The organism is Stenotrophomonas sp. GD03930, from assembly GCF_029839665.1.
In the GTDB taxonomy this organism is placed as follows: Bacteria; Pseudomonadota; Gammaproteobacteria; order Xanthomonadales; family Xanthomonadaceae; genus Stenotrophomonas; species Stenotrophomonas forensis.
The window spans coordinates 740,518-756,087 of record NZ_JAOCAV010000001.1 but is presented as its reverse complement, the minus strand read 5'-3'; the positions used below and the strand labels follow the sequence as shown (position 1 = coordinate 756,087).

General features: G+C 68.5%; 14 protein-coding genes. 4 read left to right on the top strand and 10 right to left on the bottom strand.

What is annotated here, in order from left to right; translation table 11 throughout:
- Nucleotides 1–59 precede the first annotated feature (59 nt).
- The 9 genes from N5C18_RS03530 to N5C18_RS03490 all read right to left on the bottom strand — a co-directional run bounded on the left by N5C18_RS03530 (nt 60) and on the right by N5C18_RS03490 (nt 9,655).
- Entirely contained in the window at nt 60–797 is a 738-nt protein-coding gene (locus tag N5C18_RS03530) for a hypothetical protein (protein WP_279943846.1), read from the bottom strand.
- A 35-nt stretch (nt 798–832) separates the two neighbouring features.
- Nucleotides 833–1,528 carry a DUF4124 domain-containing protein gene (locus N5C18_RS03525; RefSeq protein WP_279943845.1) on the bottom strand — a complete coding sequence of 232 codons (696 nt, stop codon included), beginning with the start codon at nt 1,526–1,528 and terminating at the stop codon, nt 833–835.
- Between the two features lie 43 nt (nt 1,529–1,571).
- Nucleotides 1,572–2,162, bottom strand: a complete 591-nt coding sequence (locus N5C18_RS03520) for a Sua5/YciO/YrdC/YwlC family protein (RefSeq protein ID WP_080375971.1) — start codon at nt 2,160–2,162, stop codon at nt 1,572–1,574.
- 139 nt (nt 2,163–2,301) lie between these two features.
- Nucleotides 2,302–4,779 (bottom strand): DNA topoisomerase I, encoded by a 2,478-nt coding sequence (locus N5C18_RS03515; RefSeq protein WP_053509987.1) that lies wholly within the window; start codon nt 4,777–4,779, stop codon nt 2,302–2,304.
- A 193-nt stretch (nt 4,780–4,972) separates the two neighbouring features.
- Nucleotides 4,973–5,905, bottom strand: a complete 933-nt coding sequence (locus tag N5C18_RS03510) for an RDD family protein (protein ID WP_279943843.1) — start codon at nt 5,903–5,905, stop codon at nt 4,973–4,975.
- A 49-nt stretch (nt 5,906–5,954) separates the two neighbouring features.
- On the bottom strand, nt 5,955–6,707 hold the full coding sequence (locus N5C18_RS03505) for a pilin (protein WP_053509991.1): 753 nt from the start codon (nt 6,705–6,707) through the stop codon (nt 5,955–5,957).
- Between the two features lie 39 nt (nt 6,708–6,746).
- Entirely contained in the window at nt 6,747–7,220 is a 474-nt protein-coding gene (locus N5C18_RS03500; RefSeq protein WP_006472770.1) for a DUF494 family protein, read from the bottom strand.
- 43 nt (nt 7,221–7,263) lie between these two features.
- Entirely contained in the window at nt 7,264–8,391 is a 1,128-nt protein-coding gene (dprA, locus tag N5C18_RS03495) for a DNA-processing protein DprA (protein ID WP_279943842.1), read from the bottom strand.
- Between the two features lie 130 nt (nt 8,392–8,521).
- Nucleotides 8,522–9,655, bottom strand: a complete 1,134-nt coding sequence (locus tag N5C18_RS03490) for a LysM peptidoglycan-binding domain-containing protein (protein WP_053450904.1) — start codon at nt 9,653–9,655, stop codon at nt 8,522–8,524.
- A 126-nt stretch (nt 9,656–9,781) separates the two neighbouring features.
- Between N5C18_RS03490 and def the strand changes: the two genes are divergently transcribed.
- The 4 genes from def to N5C18_RS03470 all read left to right on the top strand — a co-directional run bounded on the left by def (nt 9,782) and on the right by N5C18_RS03470 (nt 14,418).
- On the top strand, nt 9,782–10,294 hold the full coding sequence (def, locus tag N5C18_RS03485; protein ID WP_008267110.1) for a peptide deformylase: 513 nt from the start codon (nt 9,782–9,784) through the stop codon (nt 10,292–10,294).
- A gap of 120 nt (nt 10,295–10,414) precedes the next feature.
- Entirely contained in the window at nt 10,415–11,338 is a 924-nt protein-coding gene (fmt, locus tag N5C18_RS03480; RefSeq protein ID WP_053510201.1) for a methionyl-tRNA formyltransferase, read from the top strand.
- Nucleotides 11,339–11,341: 3 nt separating this feature from the next.
- Nucleotides 11,342–12,673, top strand: a complete 1,332-nt coding sequence (rsmB, locus tag N5C18_RS03475) for a 16S rRNA (cytosine(967)-C(5))-methyltransferase RsmB (RefSeq protein ID WP_279943841.1) — start codon at nt 11,342–11,344, stop codon at nt 12,671–12,673.
- Nucleotides 12,674–12,696: 23 nt separating this feature from the next.
- Nucleotides 12,697–14,418 carry a glycosyltransferase family 39 protein gene (locus N5C18_RS03470; RefSeq protein ID WP_279943840.1) on the top strand — a complete coding sequence of 574 codons (1,722 nt, stop codon included), beginning with the start codon at nt 12,697–12,699 and terminating at the stop codon, nt 14,416–14,418.
- Nucleotides 14,419–14,428: 10 nt separating this feature from the next.
- Here the strand turns inward: N5C18_RS03470 and N5C18_RS03465 are convergent, their stop codons facing one another.
- A complete protein-coding gene (locus N5C18_RS03465; protein ID WP_279943839.1) occupies nt 14,429–15,550 on the bottom strand; it encodes a glycosyltransferase family 4 protein in 1,122 nt (373 codons plus the stop codon).
- Between the last annotated feature and the right edge of the window lie 20 nt (nt 15,551–15,570).

Below are 15,570 nucleotides of genomic sequence, written 5' to 3'. Positions count from 1 at the left end.
ACCTCAGGATCTTCAGATGATTGCAGTTGCCGGCCAGCGGCCGGCACTACCGGTGGCTGTCACCCCGGCACCGGGCAGTTGCTGGCCTCCAGCACGCCCTGCAGCCGTTCGCGTTCACCGCGCGCGGTATCGCGGTTCTCCGGTGCGGCGAATCGCTCGCGGCCGCGTGCATCGCGGAAGCGTTGCTGCCAGCTGCCGCAGCGTTGCGTCTCGGGCAGCGCCTCGCAGCGGTCACGCACCACTTCGCAGCCTGCTGCATTCACCGGCGTGGCGCCGCCCAGCCCCTGCACGGTCATCAGTTCGCAGCGCCCGGGGGCGGCCTCGTACTCGTGCAGGTAGCCACCGCCCTGGCTGTCGGTGCACTGGAAGATCGGTGGCAACGGCGGTTTCGGTGGCCCGTCGCCGGATGCGGCGCGGGCCTCGGCTTCGCGTTGCAGCGTCGCGCTGTCGAGAATCTGGTCGCCGCCTTCGCGTTCAACCATGCCTGCTTCCATGATCGTGCGCCCCTGGTCCGCGCGCCGTGGCGCCGCGGGCGTTGCAGGCGCTGCAGCGGGTTCGCTGGCCTGGGGAACCGGTGGCGGAACCGGAGCCAGCGCCTGTGGGCGTTCAACCACGGCGGGTTGCGGGCTGGAGGGCGCCGGCACGCGCACGACCTGCTGCGTGCTGCCGGCCGGGCAGGGCGTGCGCTGCAGGATGGGGATGTCACTGCTGCTGGACGTACAGCGGTAGATCACGCCCTCGTCAGCCAATGCAGGGCCGGGCAGCAGGGCCAGGGCCAGCCAGATCAATCTGTTCATGCGTACAGCGTACAGGCTGTGATGGGACGCCGCGCTCAGCGCTGGCAATCACGCGACAGGCGCGCATCGATGCCGCGTTGCTCGTTGCTGATGGCGGTACGTTCGCTCTGCAGCGCGCTGTTGTAGCGCCGGTCCAGTTCCCAGCGGCGGTCGCGCAGGCGCGCGCAGACTTCCTGCGGCGGCAGCGCGTGGCAGCTGTCGCGGACCAGCACGTTGCCGGCTGGGACCTGCACGCCTACCCCCACCGCAGGCGGGCGATACCCCGCGCCTTCGCCAATGGGCGTACCAACCGGCGTGCCGATGGCCGGTCGTGGTCCGGGATAGACCGGGCCGTGATGCCCACGCGGAAGCCAGACACTGGTCCACAGCGGGACCCAGCGCGGATTGCCTTCGTTGTTATCGCTGGTATAGCGCCGGCCATCGTCACTCACGCATTCGTACATCGGCTGCGGTGGCTGGATGTAGACGTGGCGGACTTCGCGCTCGCGGATGGCCGGCGTCTCGCTGGGCAGCGGCGGTGTGGCATCGCTGCGTACCACGCGGGGGGCGGGGTCACGCGGACGCTGCAGGTCGCGCACTTCCTGGCGGCCGCTGTTGCACGGCCGGTCCTGCAGGGCGACGGCGCCGTTGCTGGCCACGCAGCGGTACACGCGCACGTCCTCGGCCTCGGCGGCGCTCGCCGTCCACGGCAGCAGCAGGCTCAGGCTCAGGGCGGCGCGCAGCAGGGTCATGGCGGCAGGGTGCGTGATTGTCCGCGGCAGCGCAATCGTCGGCTCAGGAGCGCAGCACGTTGCCGCTGAGTGCATCGCGGATCGGGGTGGGCTGGGCCAGGCCGCCGGTCTGTCCATCGAGGAGGCCGTCGAGCAGGCGCAGCAGGCGTGGGTCCAGCTCTTCGCGGCTGCGCGCCGGTGGTTCCCCGGCCAGGTTGGCGCTGGTGGAGACGAGCGGGCCTCCCCAGGCACGGCAGAGTGCGGCCACCAGCGGGTGGGCGCTGATGCGCACTGCGATGCCGCTGTGCTCGCCGGTGACCCAGGGCTGCGCACGCGGGCCGGCTGGCAGGATCCAGGTGTTGGCACCGGGCCAGCTGGCCAGCACCGCGCGCTGGCGCGCGTCGGGCAGTGCCTGCAGCCGCACCCAGCCTTCCAGCTGGGCCAGATCGGCAGCGACCAGGATCATGCCTTTCTCGATCGGGCGCTGTTTCAGCCGCAGCACCATGTGCACCGCTGCCTCGTGCGAAGGATCGCAGCCCAGGCCCCAGACCGCTTCGGTCGGATAGGCGATCACGCCGCCCGCGCGGAGCGTGGCGACAGCAGAGTCCAGGGTGAGTTCTTTCATGGCGGCGACCGGCCCGGCGTGGGGCTTCATTATCCCCCTGCTGCGTGCAGAAGGGGTGGAACGGTGCCGCTCGGTGCTGCCGGCCGCTGGCCGGCATCGTTGGTGGGGGCGGACCGTGGTGGGTGCGGACCGTTGGTCCGCACGCCCCTCATCCACGCAGGGCGTGGATCTACTTGGCTGCCTTCTTTACGGCCTTCTTGGCCGGCGCCTTCTTCGCAGCAGCCTTCTTTACCGCTTTCTTGGCCGGGGCCTTCTTGGCGGCGGCCTTCTTCGGCGCCGCCTCCTTCTTCACCGCCGCCTTCTTGGCCGGTGCCTTCTTCGCAGCGGCCTTCTTGGCACCGAAGCCCTTGCGCACCGGCTTGCCGGTTTCTTCCATCAGCTGCTGCACTTCGGCCAGGGTCAGCGAGGCCGGCTCGCGATCCTTGGGGATCTTGCCGTTCATCTTGCCGTCGCTGATGTACGGGCCGAAGCGGCCGTTCAGCACCTGGATGTCGCTGCCCTCGAACTCCTTGATGATCCGGTTGCGCGCGATCTCTTCCTTCTCTTCGATCAGGAACACGGCGCGGGCCAGGTCGATGGTGTACGGGTCGTCTTCCTTCTTCAGTGAGGCATAGGTGCTGCCACGCTTGGCGAACGGACCGAAACGACCGATGCCGACGCTGACCGGTTCGCCGTTGTCCTCACCCAGCGCACGCGGCATCAGGAACAGTTCCAGCGCGTCTTCCAGGGAGATGGTGTGCATCGACTGGCCGGGGCGCAGCGAGGCGAACTTGGGCTTTTCCTCGGCGTCCTCGGCAGTGCTGCCGATAGCCGCGTACGGCCCGAAGCGGCCCAGCCGCACGCTGACCGGCTTGCCGGTCTTCGGGTCGGTGCCGAGCTCGCGGGCGCCACTGGCCTCGGCACGGTCGACCGATTCCTTCTTGTCTTCCACCAGCTCCTTGAACGGCTCCCAGAAGCGGGCCATCAGCGGGATCCACTCCTCCTCGCCACGCGAGACGGCGTCGAGCTCGTCCTCGAGCTTGGCGGTGAAGTCGTAGTCCACGTACCGGGTGAAGTGGCTGGACAGGAACTTGGACACCGCACGGCCGACGTCGGACGGGCGGAAGCTGCGGCCTTCCATTTCCACATACTTGCGGAACAGCAGGGTCTGGATGATCGAGGCGTAGGTCGAGGGACGGCCGATGCCGTACTCTTCCAGCGCCTTCACCAGCGCCGCTTCGGTGTAGCGCGGCGGCGGCTGGGTGAAATGCTGCTCGGCCTGGATGCGCTCCAGCGGCACGCGGTCGCCGGGCTTCATCGCCGGCAGCTTGCGGCCTTCGTCTTCGTCCTCGGCGCTCTTGCTGTCCTTGCCTTCCTCGTACACGGCCAGGAAGCCGGGCACGACCACGGTGGTGCCGCTGGCGCGGAACACGTGCTCGCTGCCGGCCGACAGATCGACGCTGACCGTGTTGAGCGTGGCCGGAATCATCTGGCAGGCCACCGCACGCTTCCAGATCAGCTCGTACAGGCGGCGCTCGTCGTCGGTCAGGAACCGCGCGACCTGGGCCGGGGTACGCAGCGCCGAGGTCGGGCGTACGGCTTCGTGCGCTTCCTGGGCGTTCTTCGACTTGGTCTGGTAGGTGTTCGGCTGGTCTGGCAGCGAGGCGATGCCGTAATCGCGGGCGATCACGTCGCGGATCTCGGCCAACGCATCCTGCGACAGGTTCACCGAGTCGGTACGCATGTACGAGATCAGGCCGACGGTGCCTTCGTCACCGATCGCCACGCCTTCGTACAGCTTCTGCGCGACCTGCATGGTCTTGCGGGTGGTGAAACCAAGCTTGCGCGAGGCTTCCTGCTGCAGGGTGGAGGTGGTGAACGGCGGCGCCGGGCGGCGCTTGCGCTCCTTGCTGGCCACGTCGGTGACATGCAGCGAGCCCTGCGCCGCCTGCTGGATGCGCATGCGGGCGGCTTCGGCGGTGTCGCCGTCGGTGATGGTGAACTGCTCGAACTTCTGCCCGTCCAGCTTGATCAGCTTGGCGTTGAAGTGCTGCGAGGGATGCGCGCACTCGGCGGCGATCGACCAGTATTCGCGGGCGATGAAGGCTTCGATCTCTTCCTCGCGCTCGACGATCATGCGCAGCGCCGGGCTCTGCACGCGGCCGGCGGACAGGCCGCGCTGGACCTTGCGCCACAGGACCGGGGACAGGTTGAAACCGACCAGGTAGTCCAGCGCGCGGCGCGCCTGCTGGGCATCGACCAGGTCACTGGCGATCTCGCGCGGCTGGCTGATCGCCTCCTTGATCGCGCGCGGGGTGATCTCGGTGAACACCACGCGCTGCATCGGCTTGTCCTTGACCAGCCCGCGTTCCTTCAGGATCTCGGCGATGTGCCAGCTGATCGCCTCACCCTCGCGATCCGGGTCGGTCGCCAGCAGGATGTCGTCGGCGCCCTTGGCAGCCTTGGCGATCGCATCGACATGCTTCTCGTTCTTGTCGATCACGTCGTAGTGCATGGCGAACCCATTGTCCGGGTCGACCGCGCCTTCCTTCGGAATCAGGTCTCGCACATGCCCATACGAGGCCAGGACCGTGTAGTCCTTGCCGAGGTATTTGTTGATCGTCTTGGCCTTGGCCGGCGATTCGACGATGAGCAGGTGCTTGGGCATGGCAGCAGGGTCTGTGGGGCGAACCGTGGGGAAGGGGCCGCTAGGGTGGAGCAAACGGCCGCATTAGTGAAGCGGCCACGCGCAAATCCATAAACTGAACGCCCGGTAATGTGCCGGGCGTTCAGGTTTCACCTTATTAGAGGAATCACGCCCGGCCAGCCCATGTCAAGCAGCCAGGCGTGATGATGGCCGTTCAGGAGGCCATCTTGGCGATGAAGCCGACCGCGAAGACCAGCAGGGCCAAGCCCACCAGCGACAGCAGGCCGGTCAGCACCAGCACCAGCACGGTGACCGTGCCCAGCTCGCGGCGCTGCAGCTGCGGCTGGTCGGTGAAGGCCCAGCGGTCGACCACCAGGGTGTCGCAGATCATGTCGTGCAGGCCCTGCTTGCGCTCGGTGAAGGCCGCCATCAGGAAGCCGATGCCGAGGGTGAAGCTGCTCAGCAGCATGGCCCAGTAGCGACCGAACGCGCGCGCCTTGGTCAGGCGTTCGCCATTGCTGCGCACGACCTTGATGCCGACCGCCATCTTGCCCAGCGTGGCGCCGCCCTTGGAGGCATGGAACCAGGTGTAGTACGCCATGCCGATGGCGAAGTTGATCAGTGCGCTGGACAGCTGCGCGACCACCTCGATGGCCGATTCACCACTGCCCACCGCGCCCATGCTGGCGCCGAGCACCACACCGAGGATGGCGCCGATGATGCTGCCGGGGATGAACAGCACGAAGTAGTCGATCATGTAGGCGGCCACGCGCTTCCAGAAGCCCGCGTACACCACTTCGCCGCCCATGACCGGCTGCGCATGGCCAGCGCAGCCTGCGGCGGCAGGCGCACTGTATGGCGAGCTGCCGAGGGCGCCGGTACCGGGCAGCGGCGCGGTGCCGTTGTCGATGGCGGCATAGTCGCCGCGCAGGTCGAAGCCGCCGCTGCCGGCGGCCGCCGTGGCATCGGCCAGCGTCTGCAGTTCAAGCTCGTCGACCACCTGGCGCAGCGCCGCCCACTGCGCCATGCCTTCGCGCCAGACCAGCGTGTCCAGGTTCAGTTGGCCGCGCTGGAAGCGCTGGCGGATCTCCTGGACCGGCAGCGGGCCCTGGCGTTGCTGTCCTTCGGCGTAATACCACTCAGTCATTGCATGTTCCCTGTTGGATCGTCCTTGGAGGTACCGGTACGCGCGCGGCTCAGCCGCGGCACGCCGGCGGCAGGTACTTGTCGTCGCTTGCGCCGCTGCAGTCCCAGCGGCCGCTGTCGCGGTCATATTCCAGCCACAGCAGATCGCCGTCGATGCTCTTGCCCGGCATCGACAGTGTTGCCTCGATACCGCAGTGGCCGTTGTTGAAGCGGCCGATGTTCACCGCCGACAGGCCGGACCGGGTGAAATCGCCAGGGGCGGGGAAGCCGGCATCGTTGGCGCCCGGGCAGCGACCTTCCTCATCGGCGAAATGCTGCACCTGGTCCTGCAGCGGGTGCAGGGCATCGGCCGCAGCGGCGACCTTGGCGCGCACGGTGTAGTCGTTGTAGGCCGGCAGGGCGATGGCGGCAAGGATGGCCACGATCGGCACCAGCACCAGCAGCAGAGCGCCTGCGATGATCGCAGTGAGCGCGCAGCCGGACAGCTGCTTCTTCGGCGCCGGCACGACGCCGGCCGGCGCGCTGGTGGCGTACGGGGTGGAGGGCGGCAGCACGGGTGGCTGCGGCGGCGGCGGTGCCACCGGTTCCGGCTCGGCGTCGACGATCGGCGCAGAAGCGTCCAGTGCCGGAACGATCAGGCCGAGTTCGTCGACGACGCTACGCAACGGCTGCCATTGCGGCAGGCCGTCGCGCCACACCAGGGTGTCCAGGGAGATCTGGTTGTTGCGGAACAACTCAACCAACTGTTCCGCCGGCAGCGGGCCCTGCTGCCGGTTGCCTTCTGCGTGGAACCACTCGCTCACGGGGACGCTCCTGAATGCGCTATGCCCCCAAGTGTACGGTCAGTGCAGGGGTTCTGGCTCGTCCATGAACATCTGCGTTTCCATCCAGGCATAGGCCGCTTCGGAGCCGGGCTGGTTGAACAGCACCATCAGCACGACCCACTTCAGGTCGTCCAGGTCCAGTTCGTCCTGGTCCAGGGCCATCGCCCGGTCCAGCACCAGCTCGCGCTGGTCGGCATCAAGGATGCCGTGCTGTTCCAGATACAGCAGGAAACCGCGGCATTCCACGTCCAGCTTGTCCAGCTCGGGGCCGTGGTAGACGCGCACGGGGCCATCGACCCGGGCCTGGGACATGCTCGGCCGCTGTGCGGCCAGGGCATCGAGCCAGTCGAATGCCTTGTTGATCTCGGTTGGGCTGAAACCGGCCTGGATCAGGCCGTTCTGAAGCGAATCGCGGTCACGGATCAGGTCCGCATCTTCGCTGAAATAGTGTTCAAACAGGTACAGCAGTACGTCCAGGATGCTCTCTTTCATTGCCCCTCGGCCTGCGTCGCGCGACGCTGTGGAGGTGAAGAAACTAGGGAGTTCGACAGTAGCGGCCGTGTACGCACACCACGATTCCCGCCAGTTCCATGGCCAGCAGCATGGAGGACAGCTGGGGCGCCGTCAATCCACAGCGCGTGATCAGTGAATCCATACTGCTTGGGTTGTGGTCCAGGGCCCGCCACAAGCACTGGTAGTCAGGGTCGTCGGCCCAGCGCGCCGGCAGGAGTGCCGGCGGTGCCTGTTCAGTGGGGGTGGCCAGCCGCGATTGCAAGCCCGGCAGCTGTTGGCGCAGCGCAGGGGCCAGCAGCTCCAGCACCTCCTCCGGGCGCTCGACCAACGCGGCGCCTTCACGGATCAGCCGGTGGCAGCCCGCCGCGCGTGGATTGAGCACCGAACCGGGCAGGGCGCAGACCTCGCGACCGGCCTCGGCGGCCAGGCGCGCGGTGATCAGCGCTCCCGAGCGCTGGGCGGCCTCGACCACCACCGTGGCCAGGGCCAGCCCGGCCACCAGCCGGTTGCGGGCCGGGAAGTGCCCGGGGCGGGCCGCGGTGCCTGGAAGGTACTCGCTGAGCACGGCCCCCTCGGTGGCGATGCGGGCCTGCAGCCGGGCATGGCTGTCCGGGTAGGCGCGGTCGGGGCCGGTACCGATCACGGCGACGGTGCAGCCGCCGGCGTCCAGGGTTGCCTGGTGGGCGGCGGCATCGATGCCGGCAGCCAGCCCGCTGGTTACCGCCAACCCGGCCTCGACGAAGCCGCTGGCAAAACGGGCCGCCAGCGCGCGACCACCCGGCGTCGGCGAGCGGCTGCCGACCAGGGCCACGGAGGGGCGCCAGGCCAGGCTGGGGTCACCGGCCACGAACAGCGCCAGCGGTGGGTTGGGTACTTCCAGCAAGGGGGGAGGAAAGGCCGGGTCGGTGAAGGCCAGGAGGTGGTGATGGTCGTCTTCCAGCCAGCGCTGCGTGGCTGTCCACGCCCGCGCATCAGGGCGTTCCAGTGCGGCGCACTGCTCAGGTGTGCAGCCGTGTGCGCGCCAGTTCGCAGTGCCCTGCGCGATGGCTGCGGCCGCGCTGCCCGCGCTCTGCAGCAATGCCCGTCGCGGCGCCAGTGCGCCCCCTGCCATCACCAGGCGCAGCAGCGCCTCATCAGCTTGCTTGGTCATTCCCCACTATCGACCGCACGCAACAAAGGCGCCCTCGGGCGCCTTCGCATGTACGTGTCAGGATTTGCCGGAGGTGTCTGCCGGCCAGCGGCCGGCACTACCTGAGGTGGCCGGGGCAGCCCGGCAACCGTTACTTCGCGTCCGGGTGCAGCGCGTTGTAGCCCACCCGCACCGGCTTCACGCCCTGCATCACCAGCGCGTAGCTGACGTTGTCGAAGGTGCGGAACACCATCGCGTGCGCCGCATATTCCTCCGGCAGCGCAACCCGGCCCACGCTGCCGCTGAGCGCATCGTCCATGCGCGACGACGTCGGGTACTTCAGGCGGTTGGCCACATGGCGGCCCTGCCGCCACAGCGAGAACACGGTGCCATTGTCGACGCCCTGGGCGCGGCCGGCCGAAATCGCGATCACGTCGCGCGGGCCGCCGGCGGTGAACATGTCGGTCACCGCGAGCACGCGCACGTCCACGCCTTCCACGCCTGCGGCCGGCACATGCGGCACGAACTGCAGGTCATAGGGGCGGGCCTCGACCGGCACCAGGCGGTCGCCGACACGGACTTCACGGCCACCCGTGCTCTTGTCCAGCGCCAGCGTGGAGGCCCCGGCCTTGCCGTCGGCAACCCGGGTGATGGTGCCGGTGGCGAGCTGGGCCAGTTCATAGCCCAGCACGCCGCGGCGCGCGTTGGGTGCGTTGTAGGCTTTCCACAGGTTGCCGCTGCCCGGGGTGACGTCGCCGTTGGCGTTCAGGTCTTCGCTCGGCTTGGGCTGGGCGTAGCGCACGGTCGGGCGGACCACGGCCCAGCGCTGTCCCAGCTGGGCATCGGCCAGGTTCACGTAGGCGGCATCGCCACCGGACACGCGCAGTCGGTTGTCCTCCAGGCCGACCACCTGGGGCAGCTGCTCGATGCTGTCGACCACGCTCAGCTGCTTCAGGAACGGCTCTACCTGGGCCAGCGGAATGGCGTCGATCGGGGCCTCCTGGCGCGGGCCCGGCTGGGCCGCCACGGTCACCCGGTCCAGATAGGCCAGGCTGAGCACGTCACCGGGATAGATCAGGTGCGGATTGGCGATCTGCGGATTGGCCTGCCAGATCTCCGGCCACAGCCACGGCTTCTGCAGGAAACGTGCGGCGATATCCCACAACGTATCCCCTTTTCGGACCACATAGGTGTCCGGGTGCCCGCCATTCACTTCCACGGCGGTAGCATAGGCAGCCACGGTCAGCATCGCCGCGGCGACGACCGTACGAAAACGAAGCAACATAGGTGTGAAGCCCTGATTCCCCAACAGGTCCGCGCACTATAGTCCAGAAACCGGGGCGCAAGGCAAGCGTTGGAGCTAGAATCTGCGACGTATGCCGGCGTGCCGGCCCCCTATCCGGAAACAGCCATGGCCCTTCTCCCCATTCTCGAGTTCCCCGATCCGCGCCTGCGTACCAAGGCTGCGTTGATCGAAGCCGCCGAAGTCACCACGCCGGCCTTCCAGGAACTGATCGACAACATGTTCCTGACCATGTACGACGCGCCGGGCATCGGCCTGGCCGCCACCCAGGTTGACGTGCACAAGCGCTTCATGGTCATCGACGTCAGCGAAGAAAAGAATGAACCGCATGTGTTCATCAACCCGGAAATCGTCGCCAAGGACGGGGGCCGGGTGTACCAGGAGGGCTGCCTGTCGGTCCCGGGCATCTTCGCCGACGTGACCCGCGCCGATACCATCACCGTGAAGTACCTGGACCGCAACGGCCAGGAGCAGCAGCTGGAGGCCGGCGAAGTGCTGGCGACCTGCATCCAGCACGAGATGGACCACCTGGACGGCAAGCTGTTCATCGACTATCTGTCGCCGCTCAAGCGCGAGATGGTGCGCAAGAAGCTGGCCAAGCAGCGCAAGCACGTGGCGTGATCGCCGATCCGGGCCACCCTTCGGGTGGCCCCTGCCTGCGCGATGCGCGCGGGCTGTACGGCGCCGGCCGACGGCGCCGTTTTCTTTCCTGCACGAATCCATCCTGCAAGTGGGGTAGCCATGAGGATTGTCTTTGCCGGTACGCCGGAATTTGCGGTGTCGTCGCTGCGCGCGGCTGCGCGCCACCATGAGGTCGTGGCGGTCTACACCCAGCCTGATCGCCCGGCCGGTCGTGGCCGTGGCCTGGCGCCGTCGCCGGTCAAGCTTGAAGCCGTCGCCCGTGGCATCCCGGTCTACCAGCCCGAATCGCTGAAGGACGAAGCGGCCCAGCAGCAGCTGCGCGATCTGCAGCCGGACCTGATGGTGGTGGTGGCCTACGGCCTGATCCTGCCCAAGGCGGTGCTGGCCATTCCGACCCATGGCTGCTGGAACGTGCACGCCTCGCTGCTGCCGCGCTGGCGCGGTGCCGCGCCGATCCAGCGTGCGATCCAGGCCGGCGACGCAACCACCGGCGTGTGCCTGATGCAGATGGAGGCCGGCCTCGATACCGGCCCGGTGCTGCTGCACCAGGAGCTGCCGATTGCCGCCACCGATACCGGTGGGCAGCTGCACGACAAGCTGGCCGAACTGGGCGCGCAGGTGCTGTCCGATGGCCTGGGCCTGCTGCGTGCCGGCATCAAGCCGATCGCACGGCCGCAGCCGGAGCAGGGCGTGACCTATGCGCACAAGCTGGACAAGGCCGAAGCGAAGCTGGACTGGGCGCAGGACGCCGGCGCGCTGGCGCGCACCGTGCGCGCGTTCAATCCGTGGCCGATCGCCGAGGCGACGCTGGCCGGCGAGCGCGTGCGCATCCATGGCGCGGTGGCGCTGGATGAGGCCCACGGCCAGGCGCCGGGCACGGTGCTGGCGGCCAGCCGCGACGGCATCGACATCGCCTGTGGCCAGGGCGTGCTGCGCCTGCGCGTACTGCAGCGCGAAGGCGGCAAGGCGATCACCGCCGCCGACTACCTCAATGCTCGCCGCGACCTGCGCGTGGGGGCATAAGCGGTGTCGAAGCAGAACGATTTCTCCATTGCCAAGGCAGCGCCGGGCGCGGCCACGCGCATGCTGGCCGCACGCGTGCTGGCGCAGGTGTTCACCCGTGGCCGTTCGCTGAAGGCCGAACTGGCCTGGGCGCTGCCGAAGCTGGCCGACAGCCGCGACCGCGCGCTGCTGGAGGCACTGTGCTTTGCCGTGCTGCGTCGCCGCAGCACCTATGACGCGGCATTGCAGGGCTGGATGCAGAAGCCGCTGTCGGCGCGTGATGCCGACCTGCGCACGCTGCTGATGGTCGGTTTTGCGCAGCTGGATGTGCTGGAACTGCCGGCGCATGCCGCACTGTCGGCCACGGTCGATGCTGCCCGTGCACTGGGCCGTGAACGGCAGGCTGGCCTGGTCAACGCGATCCTGCGCCGCGCGCAGCGCGAAGGGTTCCCGGAGCAGCCCGCGCGCGATGCCTTCCCGGAATGGCTGGCCGAGGCGATCGAACGGGATTGGCCGGCGCAGGCCGAAGCGGTGTTCAACGAAAGCCTGCAGCCTGCGCCGCTGTGGCTGCGCGCCAACCGCCAGCACGGCGGCCGCGACAAAGCCCTGGCAGCGCTGGCCGAAGCCGGCATTGCCGCTGAACCCAGTGCGCTCAGTCCCGATGCGTTGCGCCTGGCGGCCCCGGTGGCGGTGAATCAGCTGCCCGGCTTCGCCGACGGCGCGCTGTCGGTGCAGGACCTGTCGGCGCAGTGTGCGGCGGATGCACTGGCCCCCGCTGCCGGCTCGCGCGTACTGGATGCCTGCGCAGCGCCCGGTGGCAAATCGGCGCACCTGCTGGAACGCGACCCGAGCCTGCGACTGCTGGCGCTGGATATCGACGCCCGGCGCCTGGCGCGCGCCCGTGACACCTATGCCCGTACCGGCGTGGGCGAACACACGCAGACCCTGGCCGCTGATGCCAGCGATCCCGGTGCCTGGTGGGATGGCGTGCCGTTCGACGCGATCCTGCTGGATGCACCGTGTTCGGCCACCGGCGTGATCCGCCGCCAGCCGGATGTCATGTTCCACCGCCGCGCCGAGGACATCGATGCGCTGGTGGGAGTGCAGGCGCGCCTGCTGGAAGCCTGCTGGTCGATGCTGCGCCCGGGCGGCGTGCTGCTGTATGCGACCTGCTCGATCCTGCGTGCCGAGAACATCGACCAGGTGCGCGCGTTTCTCAAGTGGCATCCGGATGCCGAGGCGCAGCCGCTGGGCGCCGCATTCGGCGTGGATTGCGAAGGCGTGGCACGCCAGCGCCTGCCAGGTGACGACGATGCTGACGGTTTCTTCTACGCACGTCTGATAAAAGCAGCCTGACCCCCGCTGCCGTTTCGAGTCCCATGCTGAAAACCCACGCCTCGCGACAGACGTGGCTGTTGGTGGTGATGGCCCTGCTGGTGCTGGGGGCCGGTCTCGGCCTTCGTGATCCATGGCCGTCGGACGAGCCACGCTTCGCGCTGGTGGCCAGGCAGATGGTCGACAGCGGCTACTGGTTGTTTCCGCACCGTGGGCTGGAACTCTACTCGGACAAGCCGCCGATGCTGATGTGGTGGCAGGCCACGCTGTACGGCCTGGTCGGCCACTGGCGCGTGGCCTTCCTGCTGCCTTCGCTGCTGGCCGCGCTGGGCACGCTGTGGTGCGTGGTGGATCTTGGCCGGCGCCTGTGGACACGGCGGGTCGGGCTGTATGCCGGCTGGGCGCTGCTGTTCGCGCTGCACTTCACCTTCCAGGCGAAGAAGGCACAGATCGACCCGCTGCTGGTGCTGTTCATCACGCTGGCCAACTACGGCCTGCTGCGCCACCTGCTGCTGGGCCCTGCCTGGCGCTGGTGGTGGCTGGGCTGGTTCTTTGCCGGCATCGGGGTGATCACCAAGGGTGTGGGCATGCTGGCCCTGCTGATGATCGTACCGGCCGCCCTGGCAGCGGCCCTGCACTGGCCACGCGTACGCCTGCATGCAGGTGATGTCCGCTTCTGGCTGGCGCCGCTGTGGTTTCTGCTGGCGGTGTCGCTGTGGCTGGCACCGATGATCATGGCCGCGCTGGCCACCGGCCTGGACCCCTACCGGGCCTATATGGACGACATCCTGTTCCGGCAGACCGCGCGGCGCTACATGCAGTCCTGGGACCATCACCAGCCGTGGTGGTACTTCCTGGCGATCATGCCGTCGATGTGGCTTCCCGCCTTCCTGCTGCTGCCCTGGGCGCTGCCTGCGTGGTGGCGTCGGCTGCGCCGCCGCGACCCGCGTTACCTGTTGCCGCTGGCCTGGTGGCTGCTGGTCGTGCTGTTCTTTTCCATTCCCCACGGCAAGCGCGATGTCTACATCCTGCCGGCCCTGCCGATGTTCTGCCTGGCGCTGGCACCGTTGTTGCCGGGGCTGCTGAAGCGGCGCGACGTGCAGGGCGTGCTGGGCGCCTTCGCCGCGTTGCTGGCCGCAGGATTGACGCTGATCGGGGCATTGGCGCTGCTGGGCGACCCCGGTTTCGAAATACGCCTCACCCATGGTCGCGGCCTGGCGCCTGGCGCTACCGACGCGCTGGCATGGACGGCGCTGGCGATGGGGATCTGGGGCGGCCTGAGCCTGTGGGCAAGCGGGCGCGGTCGCCGCCATCTGGCCGTGATCTCGACACTTGCGGGAATCTGGGTGCTGTATGGCGTGCTCGCCTATCCGCTGCTGAACGATTCCAGTTCGGCCCGTGGCCTGATGCGTGAGGTCGGCGCGCGCATCGGCCCGCAGGCCGAGCTGGGGCTGGTGGCATGGAAGGAGCAGAACCTGCTGATGGCCGATCGGCCTGCGGCAACCTTCGGTTTCGAAGACCGCTGGCACGAGCAGCTGCAGGCGGCCGTACGCTGGCAGCGGCTGTTTCCGCAACGACGCTGGCTGCTGGTGAACGAGGACGCCCTGCAGGCCTGCATCGATCGATCACGCGCGGAAATGGCCGGTGTTTCCAATCGCCGCCGCTGGTGGCTGGTGCCCGCTGATGCGGTGGCCGGCACCTGCAGGCCGACGGCAGCGGAGCTTGAGCACGAACGCCGCCTGCAGGGGCCCGGCGTAGCGGATTGAAGGCCGGCCCTCAGCGGCCGGCCAGTGCTGCCTCATAGCTGGCCAGCGTGGCATCGGCGAATGTCTGCAGGCCGAATTCCCGCTGCGCGTGGCGGCGGGCGGCATGGCCATGTCCGGGCAGTGCATCGCGTTGCGCGTACAGTGCCGCCACCTGTGCGGCGATGGCGTCGATGTCGCGGGTGGCGACCACCCAGCCGTCGACTCCTTGTTCGATGTTCTCGGGCAGGCCGGCGAAGTCGCTGACCAGCATCGGCTTGCCGCTGGCCATCATCTCCCGGCAGGCGAAGGAGATCGTCTCGATGTCGTGGGACAGCACGAAGCCGATATCGCCGGCCGCGATCAGCACGCGGGTATCGGCCAGCAGGCCGGTGAAGTGCACCTGCGCTGCGACGTCTCCCAGCGCCTGCACCTGTTCGCGCTGCTGCGCGCTGGGCAGGTGGCCGGCCACGGCCATGTGAACGCGGGGGCGGATCGCATCGGGCAGCCGTGCGATGGCCCGGGCCAGGTCGATCCAGCCCTTGTAGTCATCGGTGCCGGCATTGCTGACCAGCACCAGTGCTTCTGGGTCCTGGGTCCATTGCTGGCGCAGTGCGTGGCCGGCCCCGGCCGGTAGCGGCGAGTAGCGCTCCAGGTCGACGCCGTTGCGCACCACATCGATCGGGCAGCGCCGGTACGGACCCTGTTCCAGCAGGCGCTTGGTATCGGCCGAGACCGCGATCAGGCGATCGGTGGCCCAACGTGCGCGCAGCGCGTTTCCAAGGGTATCGGTACGTTTGCTGTTGTGCTTGGTCAGCAGGATCGGGGGGCGGCGCAGGCCGAACAGCGCCTGCATCACCACGCGATGGTCGCGTGCGCCGTTGACGTGGACCAGGTCGATGTTCTCTTCGTGGACCAGGCGGCGCAGCGCGCGCTGCTCGGCCAGCTGCTGCGGCAGGGTCGGCAGGCCGCTGCCGAAGTCGACCGGCAACGTGCTGGCAATGCCTTCATCGGCCACGGTACGCAGCAGGCGGCTGTCGGCTGGGGCTGCAACGTGGAGCGCGTGCCGGCCATGCAGGGCCCGCGCAAGGGAAACGATGTACGTCGTATGGCCGCCACCGTCGCCGTAGTGGAAGTTGGTGTACAGGATTTTCATGGGGGGGACCTTCGGGCAAC

Coding starts and splice junctions, on each gene's coding strand:
- N5C18_RS03510 (WP_279943843.1), bottom strand. CDS start 5,905: ATGACTGAGTGGTATTACGCCGAAGGACAGCAACGCCAGGGCCCGCTG.
- N5C18_RS03500 (WP_006472770.1), bottom strand. CDS start 7,220: ATGAAAGAGAGCATCCTGGACGTACTGCTGTACCTGTTTGAACACTAT.
- N5C18_RS03525 (WP_279943845.1), bottom strand. CDS start 1,528: ATGACCCTGCTGCGCGCCGCCCTGAGCCTGAGCCTGCTGCTGCCGTGG.
- N5C18_RS03515 (WP_053509987.1), bottom strand. CDS start 4,779: ATGCCCAAGCACCTGCTCATCGTCGAATCGCCGGCCAAGGCCAAGACG.
- N5C18_RS03470 (WP_279943840.1), top strand. CDS start 12,697: ATGCTGAAAACCCACGCCTCGCGACAGACGTGGCTGTTGGTGGTGATG.
- N5C18_RS03465 (WP_279943839.1), bottom strand. CDS start 15,550: ATGAAAATCCTGTACACCAACTTCCACTACGGCGACGGTGGCGGCCAT.
- def (WP_008267110.1), top strand. CDS start 9,782: ATGGCCCTTCTCCCCATTCTCGAGTTCCCCGATCCGCGCCTGCGTACC.
- N5C18_RS03530 (WP_279943846.1), bottom strand. CDS start 797: ATGAACAGATTGATCTGGCTGGCCCTGGCCCTGCTGCCCGGCCCTGCA.
- N5C18_RS03490 (WP_053450904.1), bottom strand. CDS start 9,655: ATGTTGCTTCGTTTTCGTACGGTCGTCGCCGCGGCGATGCTGACCGTG.
- dprA (WP_279943842.1), bottom strand. CDS start 8,391: ATGACCAAGCAAGCTGATGAGGCGCTGCTGCGCCTGGTGATGGCAGGG.
- fmt (WP_053510201.1), top strand. CDS start 10,415: ATGAGGATTGTCTTTGCCGGTACGCCGGAATTTGCGGTGTCGTCGCTG.
- N5C18_RS03520 (WP_080375971.1), bottom strand. CDS start 2,162: ATGAAGCCCCACGCCGGGCCGGTCGCCGCCATGAAAGAACTCACCCTG.